Source organism: uncultured Microbacterium sp. (assembly GCF_945952435.1).
GTDB lineage: Bacteria > Actinomycetota > Actinomycetes > Actinomycetales > Microbacteriaceae > Microbacterium.
In genome coordinates, this window is the sequence record NZ_CAMFHZ010000007.1 from 63,808 (window position 1) to 83,996 (window position 20,189).

At 71.3% G+C, this 20,189-nt stretch carries 20 protein-coding genes; 19 read left to right on the forward strand and 1 reads right to left on the reverse strand.

The window, feature by feature from the left end:
- Positions 1–38: 38 nt before the first annotated feature.
- The 15 genes from Q0P88_RS05345 to Q0P88_RS05415 all read left to right on the forward strand — a co-directional run bounded on the left by Q0P88_RS05345 (position 39) and on the right by Q0P88_RS05415 (position 14,832).
- The gene (locus Q0P88_RS05345; protein WP_295011860.1) at positions 39–1,718 is read left to right on the forward strand and encodes a glycoside hydrolase family 13 protein; all 1,680 of its coding nucleotides are present in this window, start codon (positions 39–41) and stop codon (positions 1,716–1,718) included.
- A 188-nt stretch (positions 1,719–1,906) separates the two neighbouring features.
- Positions 1,907–2,839 carry a metal ABC transporter solute-binding protein, Zn/Mn family gene (locus tag Q0P88_RS05350; RefSeq protein ID WP_295011862.1) on the forward strand — a complete coding sequence of 311 codons (933 nt, stop codon included), beginning with the start codon at positions 1,907–1,909 and terminating at the stop codon, positions 2,837–2,839.
- Positions 2,836–3,714, forward strand: a complete 879-nt coding sequence (locus Q0P88_RS05355; RefSeq protein WP_295011864.1) for a metal ABC transporter ATP-binding protein — start codon at positions 2,836–2,838, stop codon at positions 3,712–3,714. Before Q0P88_RS05350 ends, Q0P88_RS05355 begins: the two co-directional genes overlap by 4 nt.
- Entirely contained in the window at positions 3,711–4,574 is an 864-nt protein-coding gene (locus tag Q0P88_RS05360; RefSeq protein WP_295011866.1) for a metal ABC transporter permease, read from the forward strand. The genes Q0P88_RS05355 and Q0P88_RS05360 overlap by 4 nt, the downstream gene beginning before the upstream one ends.
- 210 nt (positions 4,575–4,784) lie before the next feature.
- Positions 4,785–6,146: a DivIVA domain-containing protein gene (locus Q0P88_RS05365; protein ID WP_295011869.1), complete on the forward strand. Its 1,362-nt coding sequence runs from the start codon at positions 4,785–4,787 to the stop codon at positions 6,144–6,146.
- Between the two features lie 76 nt (positions 6,147–6,222).
- Complete coding sequence (locus Q0P88_RS05370; protein ID WP_295011871.1) at positions 6,223–6,621, forward strand: Fur family transcriptional regulator; 399 nt, start codon at positions 6,223–6,225, stop codon at positions 6,619–6,621.
- 74 nt (positions 6,622–6,695) lie between these two features.
- Positions 6,696–7,682: a permease gene (locus Q0P88_RS05375; protein WP_295011982.1), complete on the forward strand. Its 987-nt coding sequence runs from the start codon at positions 6,696–6,698 to the stop codon at positions 7,680–7,682.
- A complete protein-coding gene (locus tag Q0P88_RS05380; protein ID WP_295011873.1) occupies positions 7,675–8,541 on the forward strand; it encodes a TIGR03943 family putative permease subunit in 867 nt (288 codons plus the stop codon). The genes Q0P88_RS05375 and Q0P88_RS05380 overlap by 8 nt, the downstream gene beginning before the upstream one ends.
- Positions 8,531–10,183 (forward strand): hypothetical protein, encoded by a 1,653-nt coding sequence (locus Q0P88_RS05385; protein WP_295011875.1) that lies wholly within the window; start codon positions 8,531–8,533, stop codon positions 10,181–10,183. The genes Q0P88_RS05380 and Q0P88_RS05385 overlap by 11 nt, the downstream gene beginning before the upstream one ends.
- Entirely contained in the window at positions 10,183–10,971 is a 789-nt protein-coding gene (locus Q0P88_RS05390; RefSeq protein ID WP_295011984.1) for a DNA-3-methyladenine glycosylase, read from the forward strand. Before Q0P88_RS05385 ends, Q0P88_RS05390 begins: the two co-directional genes overlap by 1 nt.
- A gap of 148 nt (positions 10,972–11,119) precedes the next feature.
- Complete coding sequence (gene rpmB, locus Q0P88_RS05395) at positions 11,120–11,356, forward strand: 50S ribosomal protein L28 (RefSeq protein ID WP_285638363.1); 237 nt, start codon at positions 11,120–11,122, stop codon at positions 11,354–11,356.
- A complete protein-coding gene (rpmG, locus tag Q0P88_RS05400; RefSeq protein ID WP_045250846.1) occupies positions 11,356–11,526 on the forward strand; it encodes a 50S ribosomal protein L33 in 171 nt (56 codons plus the stop codon). Before rpmB ends, rpmG begins: the two co-directional genes overlap by 1 nt.
- Before the next feature lie 3 nt (positions 11,527–11,529).
- Positions 11,530–11,835 (forward strand): 30S ribosomal protein S14, encoded by a 306-nt coding sequence (gene rpsN, locus Q0P88_RS05405; protein WP_295011879.1) that lies wholly within the window; start codon positions 11,530–11,532, stop codon positions 11,833–11,835.
- A gap of 438 nt (positions 11,836–12,273) precedes the next feature.
- Positions 12,274–12,561: an HU family DNA-binding protein gene (locus Q0P88_RS05410; RefSeq protein ID WP_045250850.1), complete on the forward strand. Its 288-nt coding sequence runs from the start codon at positions 12,274–12,276 to the stop codon at positions 12,559–12,561.
- A 195-nt stretch (positions 12,562–12,756) separates the two neighbouring features.
- Positions 12,757–14,832: a cytochrome c oxidase assembly protein gene (locus tag Q0P88_RS05415; protein ID WP_295011986.1), complete on the forward strand. Its 2,076-nt coding sequence runs from the start codon at positions 12,757–12,759 to the stop codon at positions 14,830–14,832.
- A gap of 47 nt (positions 14,833–14,879) precedes the next feature.
- Here Q0P88_RS05415 and Q0P88_RS05420 read toward each other — a convergent pair whose 3' ends face one another.
- Positions 14,880–15,989, reverse strand: a complete 1,110-nt coding sequence (locus Q0P88_RS05420) for a hypothetical protein (RefSeq protein ID WP_295011882.1) — start codon at positions 15,987–15,989, stop codon at positions 14,880–14,882.
- An 82-nt stretch (positions 15,990–16,071) separates the two neighbouring features.
- Between Q0P88_RS05420 and Q0P88_RS05425 the strand changes: the two genes are divergently transcribed.
- The 4 genes from Q0P88_RS05425 (at position 16,072) to Q0P88_RS05440 (ending at position 20,068) form a co-directional block, all read left to right on the forward strand.
- Complete coding sequence (locus tag Q0P88_RS05425; RefSeq protein ID WP_295011884.1) at positions 16,072–17,457, forward strand: ATP-dependent RecD-like DNA helicase; 1,386 nt, start codon at positions 16,072–16,074, stop codon at positions 17,455–17,457.
- Positions 17,458–17,586: 129 nt separating this feature from the next.
- A complete protein-coding gene (locus Q0P88_RS05430) occupies positions 17,587–18,159 on the forward strand; it encodes a hypothetical protein (RefSeq protein WP_295011886.1) in 573 nt (190 codons plus the stop codon).
- The gene (locus Q0P88_RS05435) at positions 18,156–19,379 is read left to right on the forward strand and encodes a sensor histidine kinase (RefSeq protein ID WP_295011888.1); all 1,224 of its coding nucleotides are present in this window, start codon (positions 18,156–18,158) and stop codon (positions 19,377–19,379) included. The genes Q0P88_RS05430 and Q0P88_RS05435 overlap by 4 nt, the downstream gene beginning before the upstream one ends.
- The gene (locus Q0P88_RS05440) at positions 19,376–20,068 is read left to right on the forward strand and encodes a response regulator transcription factor (protein ID WP_295011890.1); all 693 of its coding nucleotides are present in this window, start codon (positions 19,376–19,378) and stop codon (positions 20,066–20,068) included. The genes Q0P88_RS05435 and Q0P88_RS05440 overlap by 4 nt, the downstream gene beginning before the upstream one ends.
- The last annotated feature ends 121 nt before the right edge of the window (positions 20,069–20,189 follow it).

The following is a 20,189-nucleotide window of genomic DNA, read 5'->3' on the forward strand; positions in this document are numbered from 1 at the left end:
GAGACCACCCGAACCGCAGAACCCCAGAAGGGAACCCCATGACCGACGCAGTCCTCGCGTCCGACGCGACCACGATCGGATCCGCCGATGCCGCCTGGTGGCGCCAGGCCGCCGTCTACCAGATCTATCCGCGCAGCTTCGCGGATGCGAACGGAGACGGCCTCGGCGACATCCGTGGCGTCGTGGACAAGGCCGACTACCTCGCGGAGCTCGGGATCGACGCGGTCTGGCTGAGCCCGTTCTACCCGTCCGAGCTCGCCGATGGCGGTTACGACGTCGCCGACTACCGCGACGTGGATCCGCGGCTGGGTACGCTCTCCGACTTCGACGACATGATCGCGGCCCTGCACGGGCGCGGCATCAGGGTCATCGTCGACATCGTGCCGAACCACTCCTCGAACCGGCACGCGCTGTTCCAGGCCGCACTGGCCGCGGGCAAGGGGTCGCCCGAGCGCGACCGCTACATCTTCCGCGACGGCCTCGGCGAGAACGGCGAGCGGCCCCCGGCCGACTGGCAGTCGGTCTTCGGCGGCCCGGCATGGGAGCCGGTGGGCGACGGGCAGTGGTACTTCCACCACTTCGCGACCGAGCAGCCCGACTTCAACTGGGACAACCCCGACGTGCACGCCGAGTTCCTCGAGACGCTGCGCTTCTGGTCGGACCGCGGGGTCGACGGCTTCCGCATCGACGTGGCGCACGCGCTCGCGAAGGATCTGCCCGAGGTGCTGCCCAGCCAGGCCGAGCTCGACGCGATGGACACCACCACCGGGCGCCACCCGCTGTTCGACCGCGACGAGGTGCACGAGATCTACCGCGAGTGGCGGCGGGTCTTCGACGAGTACGACCCGCCGCGCATCGCCGTCGCCGAGGCGTGGGTCGCCACACCCGAACGGCGGGCCCGGTACGCGACGGCGGAGGGTCTCGGACAGGCGTTCAACTTCGACCTGCTCGAGGCCGACTTCGACGCGGCGCAGTTCCGCCACATCGTGACCGTCAACCTCGCCCAGAGCGCGGCGACGGGATCGAGCTCGACCTGGGTGCTCTCCAACCACGACGTCGTGCGCCACGCCACCCGATACGGTCTCGCGCCCCGCGACGGCAGCACCGCCAAGCAGGGCTCGGCCTGGATCATCGCGGGTGCTCCCGCCGACCAGGTCGATCTCGCCCGCGGCGGCCGGCGCGCGCTCGCCGCCTCCCTGTTCCTCCTCGGCCTGCCGGGCAGCGCGTACCTGTACCAGGGCGAGGAGCTCGGGCTGCACGAGGTGGGTGACATCGCTCCGGAGGACCGGCAGGATCCCGCGTTCTTCCGGGGTGCGGATCCGGAACGCGACGGCCTCGGCCGCGACGGCTGCCGCGTGCCCCTGCCCTGGGAGCGCGGCGGTTCGTCGTACGGCTTCGGCGCGGCGGGAGCGCATCTTCCGCAGCCGGCCTGGTTCGCGCGGTACACGGTCGAGGAAGAGGCGGCCGATCCGGCGTCGTCGCTCTCCGTCTACCGGCACGCGCTGGCGCTGCGGCGCGCGCTGCAGACCGCCGAGACGCTGGAGTGGATCGAGACCGGACGCGACGACGTGCTCCGTTTCGCGAGGCCGAACGGCTGGCAGGTCGTGACGAACTTCGGCGAGGAGCCCTTCCCGCTCGAGCCGGGTGCGACGGTCGTGCTGGGCGCCCTCGAGGGGGGAGCCGTGGCCGGCGAGAGCACGGTCTGGCTGCGGGACTGAGGGCAGGCCCGGGACGGGGCGCCTCCGGGGTGGGGCGTTTCGTCTCGGGCGCCTGCGGCGTCCTCGCTCAACGACCCCGGGGTGGGGGTGGGGCGTTTCGTCTCGGGCGCCCGCGGCGTCCTCGCTCAACGACCCCGAGTGTAGTGCGGGTTTTGATAATGATTCTCATTTAACATAGGGTGGAGGGCATGACCAAACGCCTCACCGCCCTCGCCCTCGCCGCGGCCTCGATCGTCGCCCTCGCCGGATGCACCTCGACCGCGGGAACCGGCGCAGGCGAATCCTCCGGTTCCGGTCGTATCGCGGTCGCCGCCTCGACGAACGTGTGGGGCGACATCGCGCACGAGATCGGCGGCGAGCACGTCGAGGTGACGAGCATCATCGACTCGCTCTCGAAGGATCCGCACGAGTACGAGGTGACGGCGGCCGATCAGCTCAAGATCAAGAACGCCCGGCTGATCCTGGAGAACGGGGGAGGATACGACGCCTTCCTTCCCGATCTGCTCAAGGCGGCGCAGAGCACCGCGCCCGTGATCTCGGCGGTCACGTTCGCGCCCACCTGGCCGAAGGGAACGGGCGCCGAGGACTCGGTCGAGGGCTTCAACGAGCACGTCTGGTACTCCACGGCCGTGGTGAAGGACGTCGCCGAGAAGGTCGCCTCCGAGCTGAGCGGGATCGCGCCGGAGCACAAGGCCGACTTCGACAAGAACCTGAAGACCTTCGAAGCGGGTCTCGGAGAGCTCGATGCGTCCCTCGCGGCGGTGAAGGCCTCCCACGCCGGCGGCAAGATCTTCGTCACGGAGCCCGTGCCGCTGTACATGACCGAGGCGGCCGGTCTCGTGAACGTGACCCCGGAAGCGTTCAGCGAGGCGGTCGAGGAGGGTCAGGACGTGCCGCCGGCGACGCTTCTGGAGGCGACGAGCATCGTCGGATCCGGCGAGCTGAAGGCCCTCTTCGCCAACGCGCAGACCGGTGGTGCCGAGACGACCAAGGTCATCGACGCGGCCAAGGCCGCCGGTGTGCCGGTGCAGGAGGTCACGGAGCTGATCCCCGACGGCAAGACCTACCTGACCTGGATGACGGACAACATCGCGACCATGGCGCGTAATCTCGACAAGTGACCACTCCGCCCGCCGCCGTCGATCCCGCCGTCGAGCCGGTGCTGAGCATCCGCGGAGCGGCGATCCGACGTGGCGACAGGGAGCTGTGGAGCGGGCTCGACCTCGACGTCGATCCGGGCGAGCTGATCGCTGTCCTCGGGCCGAGCGGCACCGGAAAGACGACGCTGCTGCGCGCGATCCTCGGGCTGCAGCCGCTGTCCGCCGGCACGGTCACCGCGCTCGGCGAGCCGGTGCACCGCCGGGGGAACCGGCGGATCGGCTACCTGCCTCAAGCCCGCCCCCTCCCCGCCGAGACCTCGATGCGCGGGCGCGACCTCGTGGCGCTCGGCGTCGACGGCCATCGGTTCGGCTTCCCGATCCCGCGTCGGGGGGATCGGGCCAGGGTCGATGCACTCCTCGACGCGGTGGGCGCCTCCGACTTCGCGGACCGGCCGGTGGGGATCCTCTCCGGCGGGGAGCAGCAGCGCCTCCGGGTCGGGCAGGCGATCGCGGACGACCCGCGGCTGCTGCTCTGCGACGAACCGCTGACGAGCCTCGACCTCGCGAATCAGCAGGCGGTGGTCGGACTCATCGACGACCGTCGCCGCGCGGGCGCCGGCGTGCTGCTCGTGACGCACGACATCAACCCCGTGCTGGAGATCGTCGACCGGATCCTGTACCTCGCGAACGGGCGCTTCACGCTGGGCACCCCGGAGGAGGTGCTCACCACGGAGGTGCTGAGCGGGCTCTACGGCGCTCCCGTGTTCGTGCAGGAGGTGGGCGGGCGGCTCGTCGTCGTCGGCGCCCCGGACGCCGAGGCGCCCCATCACCACCATCACGACGAGGGTCTGCACCACGGCGCCCCCGGTCGCGAGGACCACGAGGAGGGCGCGTGAACATCGACGACATCGGGCAGGCCATGTTCGGCGGCGTCGCGCAGTACGGCGAGATTCTCTCGCTCGTCTCCAACTCGGTGTGGGCCGGCGCGATCCTCGGCCTCGTCGGCGGCCTCATCGGCGTCTTCGTGATGCAGCGGGACATGGCGTTCGCCGTGCACGGCATCAGCGAGCTCTCCTTCGCCGGTGCGGCGGCGGCGCTGCTGTTCGGTTTCGACGTGATCGCGGGATCGATCGTGGGGTCGTTGATCGCCGCGGGGCTCATCGGCTGGCTGGGCGCCCGCGCCAGGGACCGCAATTCGATCATCGGCGTGCTCATGCCGTTCGGCCTGGGCCTCGGGATCCTGTGCCTCTCGCTCTACAACGGTCGCGCTGCCGGGCGGTTCAGCCTGCTCACCGGCCAGATCGTGTCGGTGCAGTCGGCGCAGCTGGGCTGGCTCGCCGCGATCTGCGGCGTGGTCCTCGTGGGACTGCTGCTGATCTGGCGCCCGCTGCGGTTCGAGTCGCTCGACCCTCAGTCCGCGGCGGCCAGGGGCGTCCCGGCCGTGGGCGTCTCGTTCGCCTTCATGCTTCTGCTCGGACTGGTCGTCGCGGTCGCGGTGCACATCATCGGCGCACTGCTCGTGCTCGCGCTCGTGGTCACGCCGGCGGCGGCCGCCATGCGGGTACGCTCGGGGCCGGTCGCGGTCCCGGTGCTGGCCGCCGTGTTCGGCGTGGTGTCGGCGGTCGGCGGCATCCTCCTGGCGGTCATGGGCACGCTCCCGGTCAGCCCGTACATCACGACGATCTCGTTCGCGATCTACCTCGTCTGCCGGATCATCGGCGCGCGCCGCGATCGCGTGCTCCGCGCGGCGCACTGAGGCCGGTCGCCGCTCTGCGCACAGTTCCGAATCCTCTCCCGTCGCCGAGGTCGGCGGGCTAGGATCGAGTCGACGCGCGGATCGGTCCGCCCACGCCCCGGGGACGACGTCGCGGACAGCCCTCTGCCGTGTCGAGTGAGGATCGGACCCTTCGCTCGTCCGTGTCTGTAAGGCCCCCTGCGCGGGGGCAAGGAAAGGAAGGCTCCCGTCGTGGAAGACCGCGTATCCGACGAGAAGGCCCCGCAGGGCGACTTCTTCGACCAGCTTCTGGAGAACCCGACCGGCGCGCAGTCGTTCACGATCGGCTTCCGCGGATACGACAAGGCCGAGGTCGACGCGCATCTCGCGGCCCTCAAGGAGGAACTGCGTCGCGCGACCGACGCCGGGTCCCAGAGCGAGGCGCATCTGCGTGCAGAGCTCGAGAAGTCGGAGGAGAAGCACCGCGCGGCGCTCGAGAAGGAGCAGTCCGCGCACGCGAAGCGGACCCAGCAGCTCGAGGACGACCTCGCCGCCGCCCAGGCGAAGGCCGTCGAGTCGGCGCAGCAGATCCAGTCGCTGAGCACCGCGCTCGCCGGATCCCAGGACGACATCGACGAGGCCACCTCCCGCTCGCAGTTCGAGACCGTGCTGCGCGTGGCGGAGGAGCAGGCGAGCGTGCTCATCCAGAACGCCGCCGTGCAGGCGGAGAGGCTGCTCGAGGCGGCCCGCGAGGAGGCGGCCACCAAGCGCGCCGAGCTGGAGGCCGACGTCGCCCGCATCACGGCGCAGGCCGAGCGCGACGCCGACCAGGTGCGCCTGAAGATGGAGACCGAGTTCACCGCGCACACCGCTCAGGTGGAGCGCGAGGCGGCGCACGCCGCGGAGAAGGTGACCCACGCCGAGCAGGAGGCGCACTCGATCCGCACCGAGGCGGAGAAGGGCGCGGCGGCGCTGCGCGCGATGGTCACCCGGGAGACCACCGACCTGCGCGTCAGCGCGGAGCGCGAGGTGCGCGAGATGAACGCGCGCGTGCTCGAGATGGAGGAGTCCCTCACCCGTCGCCAGGACGACGCGCAGCAGGAGTTCCTGGTGCTGCACAACCAGGCCGTCGCGCACGCCGAGCGGATCACCGCCGACGCCAACGAGCAGGTGGCGGCCTCGCTCGCTCACGCGGAGCGGATCTCGGCGAAGGCCGACGACTATGAGCGTCTCATGCGGTCGCAGGCGAGCGCGATCGAGGCCGAGGCGCAGGTGCGCGCGAGGGAGACGCTCGATCGCGCGCGCACGAAGTCGCAGAAGATCGTCGACATGGTCACCGCGCACACGGCGAACGTCGTGCGCGACGCCGACGACCGCGCCCGTCAGCTGCGCTGGCAGCAGCAGCAGCTCACGAGCTTCATGGCGGAGGTGCGCGAGCTGATCCGCCCCGACGGAGCACTCGGGAGCGAGGGCTCCGGATCCGCTGGCGCCGACGCCGCGACCGAGGAGGCCGACGGCGCCGCCGATCCCCAGGAAGAGGCATCCGCCGTGGACGTTCCCGCGACCGGGAGCACGCCCGCCGGAAAGGCGAAGTCGGCGCAGAAGGGTGCGTGAGTCCGTCGTCCATGGCCGGCTCGGCCGCTGGACGCTCTCCCAGCCGCACGACAGCGCATCGATCTAGACTCGGACCATGGCTCAGCGGAACACGTGGCAGCGCGAACGCGTGCGCGAGGAGCTCGCGGACGCCCGCGGGTTCGTGAGCGCGCAGACTCTGCATGCGGCGCTACGCGACGCGAACACCGGTATCGGACTCGCCACGGTGTACCGCGCGCTCGCCGGGTTGGCCGCCTCCGGCGACGCCGACTCGCTGCAGAGCCCCGAGGGCGAGGCGCTCTACCGCGCCTGCACGACGACGGGCCATCACCATCATCTGATCTGCCGCCAGTGCGGGCTCACGGTCGAGATCGCCGCGACCGACGTCGAGCAGTGGGCGCAGCGCACCGCCGCCCAGCACGGGTTCCGCGACGCGGAGCACGTCGTCGACATCTTCGGGCTCTGCGCCGATTGCGCGGCCGCCGCGGAAGCGTGAGCGTGACCTCGACCGCGACGCCGCCCCGCGCACCTCGGGAGCTGCCGCACGCCCTGCGCACACCGCCGCCCCGGATGTCGGGCCGTCGAGGGCTCACGGCGATCGGGATCGGTCTGGCGATCGTCGCGGCGCTCGTCGCGATCGACGTCTTCGCCCCCCGGCTGTTCTCCTCCTCCTTGCCCAACCGGCTGCAGGACGGGCTGACGCTGTCGCTCAGCGTGCTGTTCGAGGCGTTGCCGTTCGTGATCCTCGGCGTCCTGCTGTCGATCGTCGTGCAGGTGTGGCTCCCCGAGGGCGTGATCGAGCGGGTGCTGCCCCGGCGCGCCTGGGCCCGCAGGGCGGTGCTCTCGCTGCTCGGCATGCTGATCCCGGTGTGCGAATGCGGCAACGTGCCGTTCGCGCGGGGACTGATGATGCGGGGGCTGGCGCCCTCCGAGGCGCTGACCTTCCTCTTCGCCGCGCCGATCGTGAACCCGATCGTGATCCTCACCACGCAGGCGGCGTTCGGCTGGGACAGCGGGATCCTCGTCGCGCGCATCGCCGGCGGCTACGTCGTCGCCAACATCATCGGCTGGGTCTACAGCCGTCACCCCTCGCCGGACGCGCTGCTCACCGAGCGGTTCAAGGGGACGTGCGAGCTCGTCGCGCACGAGACCGGGACGCCCGTGCGCCGGAGCCTCGCGCAGTTCCTCGTCGAACTGCGCGCCGTGATGCCCGCGCTCATCATCGGATCGGCGCTCGCGGGCGCCGTCCAGGTCGTCATTCCCCGGGACGTGCTGCTCGCGATCGGATCCAATCCGCTGCTCTCCGTCGTGGCGATGATCGCCCTGGCGATCTCGGTCGCGATCTGCTCGAACGTCGATGCGTTCTTCGCCCTCTCGTTCGCCTCGACCTTCTCCCCGGGGGCGATCGTGGCCTTCCTGCTGGTCGGCCCGCTCGTCGACATCAAGATGATCGCCCTCCTGCGCACCACGTTCACGGCGAAGGTGCTCACCGGCGTCGTCGCCATCGTGATCCTGTTCGGCCTCGCCCTGGGGATCGGGGTGAACGTCCTTGTCTGAGCGCAGGAACGCCCCGCGGGAGAGTCCCGAGGGTGGGACGCGCGCGCGATCCGTCCTGACCGGGCTCGGCGCGCGCTGGCTGGGGGCCGGCCTTGCCGCTCTGCTGGCGATCGCCACGCTCGGGCTCGCCGCGACAGGACGACTCACGCTCTACATCAGCCCGGAGACGGTCTGGTTCGCTGTCGCCGCGGCGATCGTGACGCTCGTCGGGGTCGTCTGGTCGTGCGCGCTGCCGCTGGGGGAGGAGCGCGACCACGGTCACGACCACGGCGACGCGGAGAGGGAGCACGAGCACCACGGGGAGGGGAGCGCCGACGCAGGGCGCGTCCCCGTGTCCGCGCGCCGCGTGCTCGGCACGACCCTCGCTGCGACCGGCGGCGTGATCGCGACGGCGGTGGCGGGCGGCGCTCTGCTCCTGCCACCGGCCGCCCTGTCGGTCGACATGGCGATGCAGCGATCGCCGATGAACAACGTGCTGTTCGCCGGCGTGGACGACGTGGCGCTCGGAGCCAATGCCGACACGAGCCAATTCGGCATCGGCGGCTGGGCGAGCGCCTTCGCCACCGGCACCCGGCCGGAGAAGTACGATGGCACCACGGTGACGCTCACCGGCTTCCTCACCCCCGACGGATCGGCCGCGGATCAGGCGCATCTGACCCGCATGGTGATCACCCACTGCGTGATCGACGCCCAGCCGGCCTCGGTCCCGGTCGAGATCGCCGGGTGGAAGAGCCAGTACGCGGTCGGCGACTGGGTGCAGATCAAGGGCACCGTCCGTGTGGCGGGGGATGGGAAACTGCAGGTGGTCCCGACCGGCGTCACCAAGATCCCGGAGCCGAAGGACCCCTATGAGCACTGACGACGCGGATCGCCCGCTCACCCGGGCCGAACTGCGCGCCCGTCGCGAGGCCGAGGAGGCCGCGGCGCCCCCGGTCCCGCCGGTCCCCGAGTCCCCTGAACCGGTCACCGCGTCCGCCGCCCCGCCCTCGCCAGAGCCCCCGTCGACCCCGGACAGGGAGGCGACGACGTCCGGCCTTCCGGCCACGGATCCGGTCGAGCCGTCCGCGGGCGGACCCGTTCCGCCGTCCGACGGGCCCGCCTGGACCCCGCACCCCACGCCGGAGCCGGCGCGGAGGAAGCGTCGGTTCCCGCTGATCGTCGGCGCCGTGGTCGGCGTGCTCGTGCTGGTCGTGGCGGGTTTCGGCGTCGCCAGCCTGCTGCAGGGCCCGCGCGTGACGGGCGTGAAGATCGACGCGCAGACCGCGATCGACGCCTCGGGCGCCCGCATGATCCTCACCGCCAGCGAGCCGCTCGCGAAGATCTCCGCCGATCAGGTCTCGGTGTCGCCGGCGGTGCCGTTCACCGTCGACACCGCGGGGCGCCACCTCGGGGTCCGCTTCACCGTCCCTCTCGACGACGACACGCAGTACACGGTCACGGTCAAGGACGCGACGGGCACCGACCGGCAGCGCACCGGCACGCTGTCCGCCTCCTTCCGGACGCCGAAGTCGACGATCTTCCTGCTGCAGCGCAACGCGGACGGCGACGACAAGATCTTCCTCACCGATCTGGGCGGCAAGAGCGCCGTGCCGGTGTTCCAGCACACCAAGATCGACGACTTCCGGGCGACGGCCGACGACCTCGTCGTGAGCACGGAGAAGGACGGCACCTCTCAGCTGCTCGTGATGGATCGCCAGGGCAAGAACCAGCGCGAGCTTCCGCTGCCCGGGCCGGGCTTCGTCTCCTCCCTCCAGGTCTCCGAACGCGGCAACCTCGTCGGCTACACGTTCACCGACAAGGGGATCAGCGCGGCCGGGGGAAGGGCCAGCGTCCTGGTCACCCAGTCCCTCACGGGCGACGCGAAGCCGCAGATCGTCACGGTCGCGGGCAAGGAGCCGAGCACGTCCCAGTGGGCGTTCGTCCCCGACACGTCCTCGGTACTGTTCATCGACTTCTCCGGCGCCCTCTACGTCGAGGACAGGGCGGCCTCGAAGGGGGCGCCCACGGCGCTCGGCACCGCGCAGACGATCGAGGGCATCTCCCGGGGCACCTACACCGCGATCGTCAGCCGCGCGAACGCGCTGGTCGAGCTCAACCTCGCGGACGGCACGCAGAAGCCCCTCGCGGCCTCGACACCCGACTACGGAATGCCCAGCATGATCGCGCCGTTCCCCGGTGGCACGCTGCGTCAGACCGCGATCCGTGACGAGACGGGGCTGCCGACCGGGCAGATCGTGACCCGCGTCGATGACAAGGGCAAGGCGGCGAAGCTCTTCTCTGTGACCGGATCCGACGCGATCATGCAGGCCTGCCCGTCGCCGAGCGGGCAGTACAGCGCCGTGGTCGTCGCGCCGGACCTGGTCAAGAACACCTTCGACCAGGCGCTGCTCCCGCTGCCGCAGACGCTGCAGACACACATCCTCGACACGAAGACGGGCAAGGAGCATGTCGTGCTCGCGGGGTTCGATCCGTCCTGGTGCTCCGAGGCGCCGCGACGCTGATGGGCGTCCGCCCGGCGGGTGAGGGGCTGCGCCGCGCGCGGCGGGAGGATCTGCTCGCGCTGCCGGTCGAGGTCGCGCCTCGGCTGTTGAACGCGCGTCTTCGGACGGTGCTCGACGGCGAGGAGGTCTGCCTGCGCATCACCGAGGTCGAGGCCTATCACGGCAAGGGCGTCGGGCCGGTCGAGGATCCTGGCTCGCACGCGAGGATGGGGTACACCGCCCGCAACGCCACGATGTGGGGCGAGCCAGGGCATCTCTACGTGTACCTGAGTCACGGGATCCACTCCTGCGTGAACGTGGTCTGCGGGCCGGAGGGGACGGCGGGCGGTGTGCTGCTGCGGGCCGGGGAGGTCGAAGCCGGCATCCGCATCGCCGCCCTGCGCCGCGGCGTCCCGTCCGTTCTCAAGACGGATGGGGCTGAGACCCGCGCGTCGTCCGGAACGATGCCGGAGGTACGGATCCCTCCTGAGATCGGCGCGCGCGAACGGCGGGACCTCGCCCGAGGGCCGGGGCGGTTCGGCCAGGCCCTCGGCCTCCGCCACCCCCGCCACGACGGGATCGACGCGATCACGGGCGAGGAACAAGCGGGTGCGCGGGCCGAGCTGTGGCTGGCGGATCCGGTCGCCGAGGTCGCCGCCGGACCCCGGGTCGGCGTCGCCGGGGCCGCCGGAACGGCCGCATTCCCCTGGCGGTTCTGGATCGCCGGGGACCCCACCGTCTCGCCGTTTCGCTGGGGGAGGGGCGCCGAGGCGGCGCATCGCGAGGCGGGCGCCGGGTCGGGGCGTTGATCCGTGCTAAAGTAGCTCTTTGTCTGCGCACACTCCTGTGCGCAGTTCGTGTGCCTCCTCCTTCTCGCCCTCACCGGCCGGGGGAGAGGCGTGCAGACAAGGGATCTTGGGTGGGGTCGTCCGGCCTCACGGTAGAGAAGGAGTCATCATGGCAGCAGTGTGCCAGGTGACCGGCGCTGTTCCCGGCTTCGGTCACAACGTTTCGCACTCGCACCGCCGGACGAAGCGCCGCTTCGACCCGAACGTGCAGAAGAAGACGTATTTCGTTCCGTCGCTCGGTCGCAAGATCACGCTGAACGTGTCCGCCAAGGGCATCAAGGTGATCGACGCCCGGGGCATCGAGAAGGTTGTCGCTGACCTCCAGGCGAAGGGTGTGAAGCTCTAATGGCCAAGAAGGCACAGGACATCCGTCCGATCATCAAGCTGCGTTCGACCGCGGGCACGGGGTACACCTACGTGACCAAGAAGAACCGTCGCAACACCCCCGACCGCCTCGTGCTGAAGAAGTACGACCCGGTGGTTCGCAAGCACGTCGAATTCCGAGAGGAGCGTTGATCCATGGCTAAGAAGAGCAAGATCGCGCGCAACAAGCAGCGCCAGGTCGTCGTGGACCGCTACGCGGAGAAGCGCGCCGAGCTGAAGAAGACCCTGGTCGACGCCAACGCGTCCGACGAAGCCCGCGAGGCCGCCCGCGTCGGGCTGCAGAAGCTCCCGCGCAACGCGTCGCCGGTCCGTCTGCGCTCGCGCGACGTCATCGACGGCCGCCCCCGCGGCGTCCTCACGAAGTTCGGCATCTCGCGTGTCCGCTTCCGTGACATGGCGCACCGCGGCGAGCTGCCCGGCGTGACCAAGTCGAGCTGGTAAGCAGCAGCATCTCCTGAGCTCGGCTCGGGATCGAGGGGCGGGGATCTTCGGATCCTCGCCCCTTCTGCGTGCCGCGGATCCCCGCAGCCCCCCCGCCCCCACGCCGGTTCCGGCGCCCACGCCGGTTCCGGTGCCCGCGCCGGCCCCGGCCTTGCGCGGGTCACCGCGACAGGACGCAGGAGAATCCGCACCGGAGGGACTTGCGGCCGCTGTGGCCTACCGGATCTCCTGCGTTGTGCTCGGGTGGTGCCGCTGACCGTGTGACGGAAGTGACGGATGAGGCGCGACACGCCGCCACAAAACGCCAAAACCCGCGAAATGACGCGGAAATCCGGGGTTCTGTTGATACATTCGAGGCGGTCGCCCGACCAACGGGGGGCATCCGCCCATCCGGAACTGAAGATACGAAGCGACGGGATCCCGTCGCTGGAGGATGAAATGGCTGACAAGTCCATCACCAAGACCGAGCTCGTCGCGAGCATCGCTTCCGCCACCGGTCAGAGCCAGGCGGCCGTCTCCGGCGTCCTCGACGCCCTGTTCGCCACGGTCTCGGACGCGGTTGCCAAGGGCAGCAAGGTCTCGATCCCCGGCTGGATCTCGTTCGAGCAGGTCGCGACCGCCGCTCGCACCGGCCGCAACCCGCAGACCGGCGCCGAGATCAAGATCCCTGCCGGCAAGCGCGTCAAGGTGACCGCCGGCTCCAAGCTCAAGGCTGCCGTCAAGTAATCACGGCTCCCAGCGAAGGCCGCTTCCTCCGGGAGGCGGCCTTCGTGCATGATCCGGAGCAGCCGGGATCGGCTTCCCGGCCGACGCCGAGGCCACCGCGCCTAGGCTGGAGGGGTGAACCGCCCTTCGACGAGCCCCGACGCCCGGGAGCAGGCGCCCTCGCGCACCGGGCAGGGCCCTGGACCCGGCCGCGCCGTGGGCGGCCTCGGATCGCTACGGGCGACGGGGCCCGCGATCCTCGTCGTCGCAGGCGTGTTCGGCGCCATCGCCGGACTCGCGTTCGGCGGGGGAGCCGCGCCGAACCTCCTCCTCGACCCCGGGCCCGTGGTGCGCTGGGGGCTGCCGATCGCGACGCTGCTCGGCAACCTCGGCGGCGCGGCGATGCTCGGATCTCTCGTGCTGGCGCTGTTCGGACTGCGCAGCGGCACGCGTTCCTTCGAGGTCGCGCTCGACACCGCCTCGATCGGTGCGGCCGTGTTCACGGTCGCAGGAGCGGTCTCCGGCCTGTTCACCTTCCTGCAGACGCTCGGGGTGAAGCTCAGCGCCGGGGCCGAGTTCGGCGCACAGCTCGGACGCTTCCTCACCGAGGTCCCTCTCGGCCAGGCCTGGCTCATGACGGTGATCGCCGGCGCCGTCATCACGATCGCGGCGTTCGCGTTCCGCGGATGGACGGCCACGCTGCTCACGGCGATCCTCGCCGCGGTCGCCTTCGTCCCCCTCGCCACGCAGGGGCACGCGGGCGAGCTCAGCGGACACGACGCCGCGGTGAACTCGCTGCTGCTGCACACCGTCGCGGCGGCCGTGTGGCTGGGCGGGCTCCTGCTGCTGATCGTGCTGCGCGGGTCCCGGACCGACCTCGTCGACGGCGGCGGGAAGGCGTCGGCGAGGGGCCAGGACGCCCCTCGCGCCGGCGGTCGCACGAACGCACCCCGCCTCGCGAAGGGACGGGGCACGACCTACGCCGCGCTGGTGCGGCGGTACTCCTCGCTCGCCCTCGCCGCCTACGTCGTCGTCGCGATCTCCGGCATCGCCCGCTCGATCGTCGCGGTAGGGGACTGGGCGGGCATGCTCACCCCCTACGGCGGGATCATCGTCGCCAAGTCCGTCGTGCTGATCCTGCTCGGCGCCCTCGGCGCGCGGTATCGGACACGCCTCATCCCGAAGCTCGATCGAGGAGGGGCGGGACCCTTCTGGACGCTCGTCCTCCTCGAACTCGGGCTCATGGGCATCGCCTCCGGTCTCGCGGTCGCCCTCGCCCGCACCCCTCCGCCGACCGGAACGGAACCGGCCTCCGTGCGCACTCCGGCGGAGATCCTGACGGGCTCGCGGCTGCCTCCCGCGCTCACGCTGGACCGGTGGTTCACGCAGTGGAACATCGATCTGGTCTGGGCGGTCGTCGCGGGGTTCGCGCTGGTGCTCTACGTCGCAGGGGTGCGTCGCCTGCGCGCTCGCGGCGACGTCTGGCCGGTGCACCGCACGATCTTCTGGATCCTCGGGCTGCTGATGCTCGTGTGGGTCACCGGCGGCGCGATCAACGCGTACCAGGAGTACCTGTTCAGCATGCACATGCTCGGGCACATGATGCTGACGATGGCGATCCCGCTGCTGCTCGTCGCCGGCGCGCCCGTCACCCTCGCCCTGCGCGCGATCGACAAGCGCACCGACGGCACGCGCGGAGGGCGGGAGTGGATCCTCTGGGCCGTGCACTCGCCGTTCTCCCGCGTCGTCACGAACCCGTTCGTCGCCGCGGCGATCTTCGTCTTCTCGCTGTGGGCGTTCTATTTCACCGATCTCGTGCGGTGGGCGATGGTCGACCACATCGGGCACGAGTGGATGACGATGCACTTCCTGATCTCGGGCTACCTGTTCGTGCTCAGCCTCGTGGGAGCGGATCCCGTGCCGCGACGCCTTCCGTACGCGGGACGGCTCATCACGCTCATCGCGGTCATGGCGACGCATGCGTTCTTCGGCATGGCGATCATGATGCAGTCGGGCCTCATGGTGTCCGAGTGGTTCGGCGCGATGGGCCGCACCTGGGGGGCGACCCCGCTGCAGGATCAGTACGTCGGCGGTGGCGTCGCCTGGTCGATCGGGGAGATCCCCACCCTCATCCTCGCGATCACCGTCGCGATCCAGTGGAGCCGCAGCGACGAGAAGGCGGAGAAGCGGGCCGACCGGCACGCCGATCGCACGGGCGATGCGGAGCTGGCCGAGTACAACGCGCGGCTGGCCGAGCTCGCGGAGAAGGACCGCCGCTCCGCGGCGCGCTGACGCCCGCGGCGGTCCGGGGGTGATCGTTCCGGTCGTCGTCGGGCGTCTCAGTCCGAGGGGGCGATGTCGGGCGACTGATCCGGCGACGTGATGCTGATCGAGGCGGAGCCGTCCGGCAGGAACTGGATCGATCCGTCCACGCGGAACGGCACGTCCTTATCGAACTCGTGCACGGATCCGTCGAACAGCGACTGCACCTCGACCTTCACGTGCGCGGTCGCGGGCGTCGGTGGGATCTTCCAGCCGGCGCCGTCCGGCTCGAGCGACACCGTCGGCATCGTGGGCATGCTCCACACGGGCGGCTCGGTGACACGGTTCTGCACCGTGAGTCCGAAGGGGCAGCCCGTCGGCTGCAGCACCTGCTGCGTCGTGCACTGGGTGAGGAACTCGTTGACCCGCTGCTGCACGACCTCGACGAACGCGTCGGTGGGCTGCGTCTGCACGGTCAACGGCACCTGGGCGAGCGGCTTGTCGGCGAGCACGGCGTCGCCGCTCGCGGTCGCGGCGGCCGTCTTGACCGACACGGCGTAGAGACCCGGGGAGAACACGAGCAGCGGCACCGCTTCGAGCGGCGGTGCGTCGACGCCCTTCGCGGCGACCTGGCGGCGGTCGATCTCGAAGCCGTTGACGAAGTACCGGTCGGATCCGCGCACGAGCACGGAGACGACGGCCAGCGGGCTCTGCGCGAAGCCCCACGTCGGCGCGATCCCGATCCATCCGGTCCGATGCACGAGGAAGGTGCTCGTTCCGGGGTGGCCCCCAGCCCGGTACCGCACGGTCACGGCGGTCGCGTCCTGCTCCGGGCGCTCGGAGGTGACCGTGACGTCCGTGAGCGGCGCGAGCGCGGCACGGCGCAGCAGCGCGTCCGACGCCGTGCGGAACGAGCCCCGGTCGAGCTCCGACGTGTCCAGCGCGACGCCGGGCAGCCGCAGCGCATCGGCCGCGCGGCCCTCGGACAGGAGCGTCAGGTAGCGGGTGACGAACGCGGAGGGACCGTAGAAGGTGCGGTACACGCTCACCGCGCCCGCGCTCAGCGCGGCCGCGAGCACGATGCCGACGACGCCGAGGACGAGCAGATCGGACCAGAGCGGCGCACGTCGGCGCGCCCGGCGTCGACGGGCACGCCGCGTCTCGGACCCTGCCCCCGACTGCGCCATGGCGCCAGTCTACGAAGACTGCCCTGCGGGAAGCCCGAGTGCGCGCCCGGTCGCGCGGCGTGCCGGGTAGAATCCGAGGATCGTGAGCACCCCGTCCCTCTCCGCCGAACAGGAAGAACTGTTCCGGCTGATCGAGGACACCAGGGAGCATGTGTTCATCACGGGACGCGCCGGCACGGGGAAGTCGACTCTGCTGCAGCACTTCGCGTGGAACACCGAGAAGCAGATCGCGGTGTGCGCGCCGACGGGCGTGGCGGCCCTGAACGTCGAGGGACAGACGATCCACTCCCTGTTCCGGCTGCCGATCGGCCTCATCGCGGACGGCGAGATCGATCAGTCCGACGCGACCCGGAAGATCCTCAACGCGATCGACACGCTCGTGATCGACGAGATCTCCATGGTGAACGCCGACCTCATGGACGCGATCGACCGTTCTCTGCGCCAGGCGCGAGGGCGCCGCGCCGAGGCGTTCGGCGGCGTGCAGGTCGTCATGTTCGGGGATCCGTATCAGCTCGCGCCGGTCCCGCCGCGCGGCGACGAGCTGCGCTACATCCAGGATCACTACCGGTCGTTCTGGTTCTTCGACGCGAAGGTGTGGACGGGCGGGGAGGCGACCGACGGCCTGCTCGACATCGGCACGCACGGTGCGACGCTGCACGTGCGCGAGCTCGTGCACATCCACCGACAGTCCGACGCGGGATTCAAAGCCATGCTGAACGCGGTCCGGTACGGCAGGGTGACGGCAGAGATCGCGGGAGCGCTCAACGACGCCGGCGCCCGTACGCCTCCGGATCCTGCTCCGGGCGAGATCCCGATCATCACGCTCGCGACCCGCAACGACATCGTGAACGGCATCAACCGCCGCCACCTCGACGCCCTGCCCGGCAAGGTCCAGAAGGCGAAGGCGGACGTCTCCGGCGACTTCGGCCGCGGCGAGGCGAACTACCCCGCCGACGAGGAGCTGCAGCTCAAGGAGGGGGCGCAGGTGATGTTCCTGCGCAACGACGTCTCGGCGGCGCCGGAGCCGCCCCGATGGGTCAACGGAACGATCGGCACGGTCGTGCGGATCCTGGGCGACAGCGTGCGCGTCGAGATCGACGGCGAGGAGGTCGACGTCGAGCCCGCCGTCTGGGAGCGCTATCGCTACATCTACAATCCGGGCTCGAAGACGCTGTCCCGCGAGGTCGTCGCCGAGTTCACGCAGTTCCCGCTGCGCCTCGCGTGGGCCGTCACGATCCACAAGTCGCAGGGCAAGACCTACGACCGTGCGGTCGTGGACCTCGGATCCGGCGCCTTCGCGCCAGGACAGACCTACGTCGCGCTGTCGCGGCTGACCTCGATCGAGGGGCTGTACCTCTCCCGTCCGCTGCGGCCGAGCGACATCCGCGTGGACGAGGACGTGCGCCGTTTCATGCGCGCCGCCTGGGAGGCGCGGCAGGGGGCCTCGACGCCGCAGATCGGTCCCTGACCACGGCGTCGGCGCGCGTGGCCGTGGGTCGGGCGTCGCCGAGACCGCGGGCGGATCTCCACCCGCCGCGCCGGGATCTCCACCCGCGGGTGGTGCCGTGCGATCCCGTGTCCGAGGAGCATCGGAGTCATGAACCTCTCCGCGCTCTCGAACATCCTGCTGATCCTCGTCGTGATCGGCGTCGTGGCCGTGCGTCAGATGGCCTGGCGTCCCGTCCTCGGCGCGCGCGACTGGAGTTTCCCCGTGATCGCCGCCGTCCTCGGTGCGGTCCTGCTCCTCCAGTCCCTGGACGGGAAGTCTCTCGGGATCATCGACGTGGTCGCCTTCGTCGTGGAGACGGTGATCTCCCTCGGGGTCGGCGCGGCGATGGGCGCGATCGCGCACATCCGGCGGATCGCGCGCGCGGCCGGCGCCCCCGTCCCTGCGGGGCGTACCGCGAAGGACGTCGCCCGTGCCGCCGCCGAGTTCGAGACCCGCACGGGGCCGACCGGTCTCGTGCTGTGGATCGTGCTCATCGCCGTCCGCGTCGGCCTCACGTTCGCGTTCCAGGGTCTCGGCTCGCACCTGGGCATCTCGACCGGACTCATCCTCCTCGTCCTCGCCGCCAACCGTGCTGCGCGCATGCTCGTCATCCACACTCGCGTGGATCGGCTGCGCCGCGTGCGCGCACAGAGCGGATCAGCGCGCATGATGGTGTCGTGACGCGCATCGTCCCCCTCACCTGGTGGAGCGCCGGCATCAACCTCGCCGGCGCTCTCGCCGTCGGCTACGGGATCGCGCGGGTCGCCTCCGGCGTGACGGGCTGGGTGCTCGCTCTGGCGGTGCTCGCCCTCGCGGCCTGGATCGGGCGCACGCTCGTCGCCGCGGGACTCGGCCCGCGGGCGGCGCAGGCGGGTCGGGGTGCGCGCGCCCTCGTCGCCGCGATGCTCGGCGTGATGGTCGTCGCGGGCGGCGTCACCGCCGTCCCGACGCAAGGCGTCGGGGTCGCGATGCTGCTCGTGGCGGTGCTCGTGACGGTGAGCGATCCGCACACGCCTCTTCTGCACTGCGGGATCGCGATCCTCGCGGGTGCTCTCGCGGTCGCCGTCGGTGCGCTCGCCGCGGCCACCGGGGTCGCCGGTGCGGCGGGGCGGCTCATGGACGTGTCCGGTCTGCTCGGAGTGCTGGCCGGGCTGCTGCTGGCCGTGTTCGCCGGCTTCGGCCGGCGTGCGCAGCGTGTGCTGCAGAACGAGCGCGAGCGGGCCGCGGAGGAGGCGGTGCGCGCACAGGCGACGGCGGATCGCGTGGCCGTCGCCCGTGAGCTCCACGACGTGCTCGCCCACAGCCTGGGAGGTCTCGTCGTCCAGCTGGACGCCGCAGAGGCGTTGCTGGATCACGGCGACGCCGCGACGGCGGTCGTCCGGGTCGCCGCCGCGCGCCGGCTCGCCGCCGAGGGCTTGCGTGAGGCCCGTGAGGCGGTGCGGACGCTGCGCGAGCCCGTCGTGCACGATCCCGCGACCCCTGGCGCAACCGTGCACCCGGATGAGCTGAACGCCCGGATCGATGCTCTGTGCGCCTCGCACCGCAGCCTCGGGGCCCGGGTCGAGCGGGGCGGCGACGGCGTCCCGCGTCGGATCCCCGCGCCTCTGGGCGACGCGCTGGTGCGTGCCGTGCAGGAAGGTCTCAGCAATGCGCGCAAGCACGCGCTCGGCGCGCCCGTGCGGATCCGCCTCCTCTGGCAGGCTGATCGCGTGCAGGTCGTCGTGGAGAATCCGCTCGTGGTCGCCCGGTCCGCGTCCGAGCTCGCCGGGACGGGCGGCGGATTCGGGGTTGCCGGGGTGCGCGAGCGGTTTGCGGCGCTCGGCGGCTCCGCGGAGGCGGGTCCGTCCGAGGACACGACCGGTGGAGGGTCGTTCGTGCTGAGAGCGGAGGCGCCGGCATGACGACGCCGATCCGGATCCTCATCGCCGACGACCAGGCGATCGTTCGCGACGGCCTCGAGACGGTGCTGAACCTCGTCCCCGATCTCACGGTCGTCGCGACGGCCGCCGACGGGGCGGAGGCGGTGCAGCTGATCGCGGCGCTGCAGCCCGATGTCGCCCTCATGGACCTCCGGATGCCGGTGCTGGACGGCGTCGCCGCGACGCGTCGCGTCGCGCAGGGCGGCACCGGGACCGCGGTGCTCGTGCTGACGACCTTCGCAGACGACGCGGACATCGTCTCCGCGCTCCGCGCCGGAGCCCAGGGGTATCTCACCAAGGACGCAGGCCGGGCCGAGCTCGCTGCCGCGATCCGGGCGGTCGCCGCGGGGCAGTCCACGTTCTCGACACCCGTCCGCGAGGCTCTGCTGGGGCGCATTGCGGCACCCGACGACGCGGATCCGGAGGTCGGCGGGCCGCCGGATCCGCGTGTCGTGACCGCGGACGCGCTCGCCGCGCGCTTCCCGATGCTGACCCCGCGAGAGCGGGAGGTCTTCGCGCTCATCGTCCAGGGCTGCTCCAATGCGGAGATCGCCGACCGGCTCTTCGTGGGTGTCTCGACCGTGAAGACGCACATCAACGCCCTGTTCGCGAAGATCGGCGCCCGCGATCGCGCGCATGCCATCGCGCGGGCTCTCGGGACGGCGTCGTGATCCGCGAGCCCGGACGGCGGCTCCCCGCGCGTCCGTGAGGCGCCGAGGTCCGTGTCCATCCGCCGCACCCGCGTCCGCCGCACGCGACCGGCGGGTCGGGGCCGCACGGCATCATCCCTCT